This is a genomic window from Shewanella sp. UCD-FRSSP16_17, assembly GCF_001675935.1.
Taxonomy (GTDB): domain Bacteria; phylum Pseudomonadota; class Gammaproteobacteria; order Enterobacterales; family Shewanellaceae; genus Shewanella; species Shewanella japonica.
This window is the reverse complement of record NZ_LZFV01000039.1, coordinates 1-692: the sequence shown is the minus strand read 5'-3', so window position 1 is coordinate 692 and position 692 is coordinate 1. Positions and strand designations below refer to the sequence as shown.

At 41.9% G+C, this 692-nt stretch carries 1 tRNA gene and 1 rRNA gene; both read left to right on the top strand.

Annotation, left to right across the window (positions count from 1 at the left end):
* Positions 1–21 precede the first annotated feature (21 nt).
* Positions 22–97, top strand: a tRNA-Ala gene (locus A9267_RS17020).
* A 320-nt stretch (positions 98–417) separates the two neighbouring features.
* Positions 418–692: ribosomal RNA gene (locus tag A9267_RS17015) — 23S ribosomal RNA — on the top strand; the annotation flags it as partial.

Here is a 692-nt window from a genome sequence, read left to right as displayed (position 1 = left end):
TTTGTTTGACTGCATGTAAATGGGGCTATAGCTCAGCTGGGAGAGCGCCTGCCTTGCACGCAGGAGGTCTGCGGTTCGATCCCGCATAGCTCCACCATTTACTTGCTCATGGATAGAGACGCCAAAGATAAAACGACAGTTTTATCTTTGGCTTTTTTAAGCCCGCTCTTTAACAATTTGGAAAGCTGATAGTATTTAATACGATGATGTCTGTCGTTGTATTAATTACAAATCGTATTACTGAGAAGTTAATCCCTTTTTAGTAATACATTGAGTTCTCAAAACACTTTATTAAGTGTCTTGAATATTCTAAAACTAAGGCGAATTTGTGTAGTGTTAATTCACATGCAAATTATGTAATAAACCAGCTAGTTACGGTACAACTTGAGTTTCTTTTGAAACTTATTTGGGTTGTATGGTTAAGTGACTAAGCGTATACGGTGGATGCCTTGGCAGTCAGAGGCGATGAAGGACGTAGTAACTTGCGAAAAGCGTTGGCGAGCTAGTAACAAGCATTTGAGCTAACGATGTCCGAATGGGGAAACCCGGCCACATAAGTGGTCATCATACAGTGAATACATAGCTGTATGAGGCGAACTCGGGGAACTGAAACATCTAAGTACCCGAAGGAAAAGAAATCAACCGAGATTCCCCTAGTAGCGGCGAGCGAACGGGGATTAGCCCTTAAGTCT